This is a genomic window from Streptomyces sp. PTY087I2, assembly GCF_001687325.1.
Classification (GTDB): domain Bacteria; phylum Actinomycetota; class Actinomycetes; order Streptomycetales; family Streptomycetaceae; genus Streptomyces.
In genome coordinates this window covers 1-6,898 of sequence record NZ_LZRD01000071.1, presented here as the reverse complement: position 1 = coordinate 6,898, position 6,898 = coordinate 1, and the positions used below count along the sequence as shown (strand labels likewise).

The 6,898-nt window shown below is 69.4% G+C and carries 1 protein-coding gene; it reads left to right on the top strand.

The features are described from left to right. A partial coding sequence (locus A3Q37_RS35065; protein ID WP_141693646.1) for a non-ribosomal peptide synthetase occupies positions 1-6,898 on the top strand: 6,898 nt, incomplete at both ends.

Sequence of the window (6,898 nt, the reverse complement as noted above, 5' to 3'; positions counted from 1 at the left end):
GACGACAACTTCTTCAACCTCGGCGGACACTCCCTCCTCGCCACCCGCCTCATCAGCCGCATCCGAACCACACTCAACACCGAACTCGACGTCCGCACCATCTTCGAAACCCCCACCGTCGCCGGACTCGCCCACCACCTCGACACCACCACCCCCACCACCCGACCCCACCTCACCCCCCAACCACGCCCCCACCACATCCCCCTCTCCCCCGCCCAACGCCGCCTCTGGTTCATCAACCGACTGGAGGGCCCCAGCGCCACGTACAACATCCCGCTGGCGGTCCGTCTGCTGGGAACTCTCGATGTGCCGGCCCTGCGTGCGGCGCTGAACGACGTCATCACCCGGCACGAGAGCCTGCGCACCACATTCCCCGACACCGACGGCCACCCCCGCCAGGAAATCCACACCCCCGAAGAAGCAACCCTCGACCTCACGGTCACCGACGTGACCACCGAAGAACTCGACGAGTACATCAGCGCGGCGGCACAACGGGGCTTCGACCTGGAACGCGATCTGCCGGTACGTGCCCAGCTGTTCCGTGTCACGCCCGAGAAGCAGGTCCTCCTGCTGGTCATCCACCACATCGCGGGCGACGGCTGGTCCATGGCACCTCTGTCGGGTGACCTCTCCACCGCCTACGCGGCGCGCAGCGCCGGGGACGCACCCGAGTGGCAGCCGCTGCCGGTCCAGTACGCCGACTACACCCTCTGGCAGGACGAGATCCTCGGCGACGAGGACGATCAGAACAGTGCCATGTCGCGGCAACTCGACTACTGGCGCAGGACTTTGGACGGCATTCCGGAGGAGCTGGCGCTGCCGGCCGACCGGCAGCGTCCGGACGTCTCCAGCCATCAGGGCCGGATGGTGCCGCTGCACCTGTCCCCGCACCTCCACCAGCAGGTCGTGGACATCGCCCGAGCACGCGGCGCAAGTGTGTTCATGGTGATGCAGGCCGCGGTGGCCGCCCTGCTGAACAAGCTCGGCGCCGGCGAGGACATCCCCATCGGCAGCACGATCGCGGGGCGTACGGACGAAGCCCTCGACGATCTCGTCGGCTTCTTCGTCAACACCCTCGTGCTGCGCACCGACCTCTCCGGAAACCCGACCTTCCGCGAGCTCGTCGACCGGGTGAAGGAGACGGACCTGGCAGCCTACGCCCACCAGGACGTCCCCTTCGAACGCCTCGTCGACGAACTCAACCCGGAACGCTCGCTGGCGAGGCACCCGCTCTTCCAGGTCATGCTGTCGTTCCAGAACAACGCCGCGGAACGGACCGACATCCCCGGCACACGGGTCGAGCCCTACCCCGTGGGCCTGGACATCGCGAAGTTCGACCTCGCCTTCCAGCTCGGTGAGCGTTTCGACGTCGATGGAGCGCCCGCGGGTATCGACGGCGGCGTCGAGTTCGCCACCGACCTGTTCGACGCGGCCACCGTCACGGCTTTCGCCGAGCGTCTGGTCCGGCTGCTGGAGAGCGCCCTGGGGAACCCGGACGCCCCGGTGGGTTCGGTGGACGTGCTGTCGGCCGAGGAGCGGACACACCTGCTTGTCGGGTTGAACCCCACGGCTCCCGCCGTCCCGTCGACGACGCTGGTGGCGCTGTTCGAGGCCCAGGTGGCGCGCACACCGGAAGCCGTCGCCGTGACCAGCGAGGGGACCTCGCTCTCGTACGCGGAGGTCGACGCACGGGCGAACCGTCTCGCGCGCCATCTGATCACCCGGGGCGTGGGGCCTGAGCAGCTGGTGGCCCTGGCTCTGCCGCGTACCGAGTCGATGATCGTCGCGCTGCTGGCGGTGCTGAAGGCCGGCGCCGCCTACCTGCCCGTCGACCCGGACTACCCGACGGACCGCATCTCCTACATGCTCCAAGACGCGCGGCCGACGCTCGTGCTGTCGTCGGCCGGAACCGCCGCGGTGCTCGACTCCGTACAGGTGGACGACTCTGCCCGGCTGGTGCTGGACGACCCCGACGTCGTACGGGTCCTCGCCGCCCAGTCCGCAATGCCCGTCACCGACGCGGACCGGACAACCGCTCTCTCGTCCCTGCACCCGGCGTACGTCATCTACACGTCGGGCTCCACGGGCCGCCCCAAGGGCGTGATGATCCCTCACCAGAACGTGGTGCGTCTCTTCCGCACGACCGAGGACTGGTTCGGCTTCGGCGCGGACGACGTGTGGACCATGTTCCACTCGTACGCCTTCGACTTCTCCGTGTGGGAGATCTGGGGCCCGCTGCTGTACGGCGGCCGACTGGTGATGGTCCCGTACGAGACCAGCCGGTCGACCCGGGACTTCCGTGCCCTGCTGGCGGAGACCGGGGTGACGGTGCTCAATCAGACGCCGTCCGCGTTCTACCGGCTCATCCAGGAGGAGCAGGAGAATCCGGCGGGTGAACTCGCGCTGCGTACCGTGGTATTCGGCGGCGAGGCACTGGACCTGCGGCGGCTGGAGGACTGGTACGGGAACCACCCGGACACCGCCCCCAGGCTCATCAACATGTACGGCATCACCGAGACCACCGTGCACGTCACCTATCGCGCACTGGACCGGCAGAGCGCCGCATCGCTCGGCGGGAGCGTCATCGGCGAAGCCATTCCTGACCTCCAGGTGTACGTGCTGGACACGGGGCTGCGTCCGGTTCCGCCCGGCGTACCCGGTGAGCTGTACGTCGCAGGCGCGGGCCTCGCACGGGGCTACCTGAACCGTCCGGGCCTCTCATCCGAGCGCTTCGTGGCCTGCCCCTTCGGTACCCCGGGTACGCGGATGTACCGCACCGGCGACATCGTGCGCTGGACCGTCGACGGCGAGCTGGAGTACTACGGGCGCGCGGACGACCAGGTCAAGATCCGCGGATTCCGGATCGAACTCGGTGAGATCGAGGCCGCGTTGTCCTCGTACGGGCCGGTCGCGCAGGCCACCGTCCTGGTCCGGGAGGACCAGCCGGGCGTCAAGCGTCTGGTCGCCTACGCCGTCCCGGCCGCCGGGCAGACCCTCGACACCGACTTGCTGCGCACGCATGTGGCCTCCGTCCTGCCCGACTACATGGTCCCCGCGGCGTTCGTCACGCTCGACGAGCTTCCCCTGACCGCGAACGGGAAGCTGGATCGCAAGGCGCTGCCTCTTCCCGACTTCAACGCCGGGGCCACCGGCCGCGGGCCACGTGACACGCGTGAAGAGGCCCTCTGCGCACTTTTCGCCGACGTCCTCGGTCTCGACAGCGTCGGCATCGACGACAGCTTCTTCGAGCTCGGTGGCGACAGCATCGTCTCCATCCAGCTCGTCAGCCGCGCCCGTGCAGCCGGGCTCGTCCTCACGCCGCGCGACATCTTCCAGCACCGGACGGTCGAGGCGCTCGCCGCGATCGCCACGGATGCCGACGACGCAGCCGACTCCGCAGCACAGGACCTGGGCGCGGGGACCGGCGATCTGCCGGCGACCCCGATCATGCACTGGCTCGCCCGGACCGGCGGCGCCACCGACGGGTTCAACCAGGCCATGGTCGTACAGACTCCGGCCGGTGCGGATCTCCGCACACTCACCTCTGCCCTTCAGGCGCTCCTGGACCACCACGACATGCTGCGTCTTCGGACGGAGCGGTCCGGCGGAGTTGACTGGAACCTCTCCGTCCGGGCCGAGGGGGCGGTCGACGCCCACGACGTCCTCCGGCGGGTCGACGCCTCAGGCGTCCACGGCGACGACCTTCGGGAGCTCATCTCCGCGGAGTCGCGTGCGGCCCAGGGCGCCCTCGACCCCGACCAGGGCTCGATACTCCGGGCCGTGTGGTTCGACAGGGGTCCGGGCATAGCCGGACGCCTGCTCCTGATGGCACACCACCTGGTGGTGGACGGTGTCTCCTGGCGCATCATGCTTCCGGATCTGGCGACCGCCTACCGGGCGGCCGCCGCCGGTGACACGGCGGACCTTCCCCCGGTGGGGACACCGTTCCGTACCTGGGCTCAGGGCCTCGTCGAGGCCGCCTCCACCGAGGCGCGCACCGCGGAACTGGACACCTGGACCGCCCTGCTCGGGACCGAGGACTCCCAGCTCGGCAGTCGCCGCCTCGACCCCCGCAGGGACACCGCGGCCACCGCCCGGAGCCTGTCCGTCACGTTGCCTCCGCAGCTCACCGAACCCCTGCTCACCACCGTGCCCGCCGCCTTCCACGCGGGCGTCAACGACGTCCTTCTCACCGGCTTCACGCTGGCGGTCGCCGACTGGCGACGCAGCCGGAACCTGGAGGGCGACCGGGTCCTGGTCGACCTCGAAGGACACGGACGCGAAGAGCTCGTCCCCGGCGCGGATGTCTCGCGTACGGTCGGCTGGTTCACCAGCCTCTATCCGGTCAGCCTCAACCCCGGTGTCACGCAGGCGCAGTGGCCCGAGGTGTGGGACGGCGGCGCCGTCGTGGGCGATGCCCTCAAGGCGGTCAAGGAGCAACTGCGTTCGCTGCCGGACAACGGCGCCGGATACGGGCTGCTGCGTCACCTCAACCCAGAGACCGGAAAGGCCCTCGGCGCGCTGCCCGCACCGCAGATCGCCTTCAACTACCTCGGCCGTTTCGAGCTCGGCGACGGGGCCTCGACGGCGTCGGACTGGGAGCTGGTGCCCGGCACGGACACCGGCGACGGCCGCGACCCCGACGGTCTGCTGGCTCACGCCCTCGAACTGAACGCCCTGACCGTGGACAGCGTGGAAGGCGGTTCCCTGGTCGCCAACTGGAGCTGGGCCGGGGAGCTGTTCGCCGAGGACGAGGTCCGCGCACTGGCGGACACCTGGTTCCGCGCGCTTGAAGCCATCGTCGCGCACGCCTCGGATCCCCGCGCCGGCGGCCACACTCCGTCCGACTTCGACCTCGTGGCGCTGACACAGGCAGAAGTCGACGGACTCACGCAGTTCGGCGAGACGGCCGACGTGCTGCCGCTCGCACCGTTGCAGCAGGGACTGCTCTTCCACGCCCTCTACGACGAGAACGGCTCGGACGTCTACAACGTCCAGATGGCCTTCGGCTTCGAGGGCGAGCTGAACAGCTCCGCCCTGCGTGCGGCCGCGGCCGAACTGCTGCGCCGACACGCCAATCTGCGCTCCGGATTCCACTCCCGGGAGAACGGCGATCCGGTCCAGGTGATCCCCCGGCAGGTCGATCTGCCGTGGACCGAGGTGGACTTGAGCGGACTGCCGGAGGAGGAGCGCAATGCGGAGCTGGCCCGCCTGGTCGGCGAGGACCGGGTCCGGCGCTTCGACCTGACGGCTCCCCCGCTGATGCGTTTCACGCTCGTGACCCTGGGCGCCGGCAGTCATCGGTTCCTGGTCACCAACCACCACATCCTGCTGGACGGCTGGTCGACGCCGGTACTGCTGGACGAGTTGTTCGCGCTGTACGCCACGCAGGGCGACGCTTCGGACCTGCCCCGTGTGACCCCGTACCGCGACTACCTCGCATGGCTCACCGAGCAGGACCGTGCGGAGGCCGAGGCCGCCTGGGCGGACGAGTTCAGCGGCCTGGAGGAGCCGACGCTGCTGGCCGGCTCCGCCGGCGACCAGGACTTCGCGCTTCCGGAGCGCCTGGTGGTCGAACTCTCCACGGACGAGACGGCGCTTCTGCTTGCCGAGTGCCGTCGGCTCGGCGTCACCACGAACACCGCCGTACAGACTGCCTGGGCCATGCTGCTCGGCCATCTGACGGGCCGCGACGACGTGGTGTTCGGCGCGACGGTCTCGGGGCGTCCGGCGGACATCCCCGGCATCGAGTCCATGGTGGGGCTGTTCATCAACACTCTCCCGGTACGGATCGTGCTCGACCCGTCCGAGTCGCTGGGCGGCCTCGTCCGCCGCGTCCAGGAGCAGCAGACCGCTCTGCTCCCTTACCACCACATCGGCCTGAACGACATACAGCGGCTGACCGGGCACAGTGAACTCTTCGACACCCTGGTCGTGTTCGAGAACTACCCGATCGACGACGAGACGCTGGAGCAGGGCAGCAAGGGCCTGCACATCACCTCCGGTACGAGCCGCGATGCCACTCACTACCCGCTCAGCCTCATCGCCGCCCAGACCGAGTCCGCCTTCGAGCTCCGCCTCGACTTCCGCCCCGACCGCTTCGACCGCACGCAGGTGGCGGCGATCGGGGAGCAGCTCCGGGATCTGCTGGTCACGTCGATCACCGAGACCGCACTGCCCGTTGGCCGTAGGAGTCTGCTTTCTGCGGTGGAGCGGGGGTGGGTGGTCGAGGGATGGAACGCGACCGATCACGCGGTGGCCCCGGGGACGCTGGTGTCGGGGTTCGAGGAACAGGTAGCCCGGACCCCGGACGCGACCGCTGTCCTGTTCGAGGACGAGTCACTCACGTATGCGGAGCTGGATGTGCGGGCGAACCGGCTCGCGCATGAACTCGCCGCCCGGGGAGTGGAACCGGGATCATTCGTCGCGGTCGCCGCGCCCCGGTCGATGGAACTGGTCACCGCCCTCTACGCGGTCCTGAAGGCGGGGGCCGCGTATGTGCCGGTCGATCCGGACTACCCCGCCGACCGGATCAGCAACATCCTCCAGGACGCCACCCCCACCCTCCTGCTCACCACGAAGGACCTTGCCGGGAAACTGCCCAGCACCACCCCCACCCTCCTGCTGGACACCGATGAAGGCAGGGGCATGGGACGCCCTGGCACCCGCCCGGACGTGACCATCGCACCGAACGCTCCCGCCTACACCATCTTCACCTCCGGCTCCACGGGCCGGCCCAAGGGAGTCGTGATCGGCCACGACGCGATCAACAACCGGCTCGCCTGGATGCAGGACACCTACCACCTCGACACCACCGACCGGGTCCTGCAGAAAACACCCTCCGGGTTCGACGTCTCGGTCTGGGAGTTCTTCTGGCCCCTGCGCACCGGCGCGACCC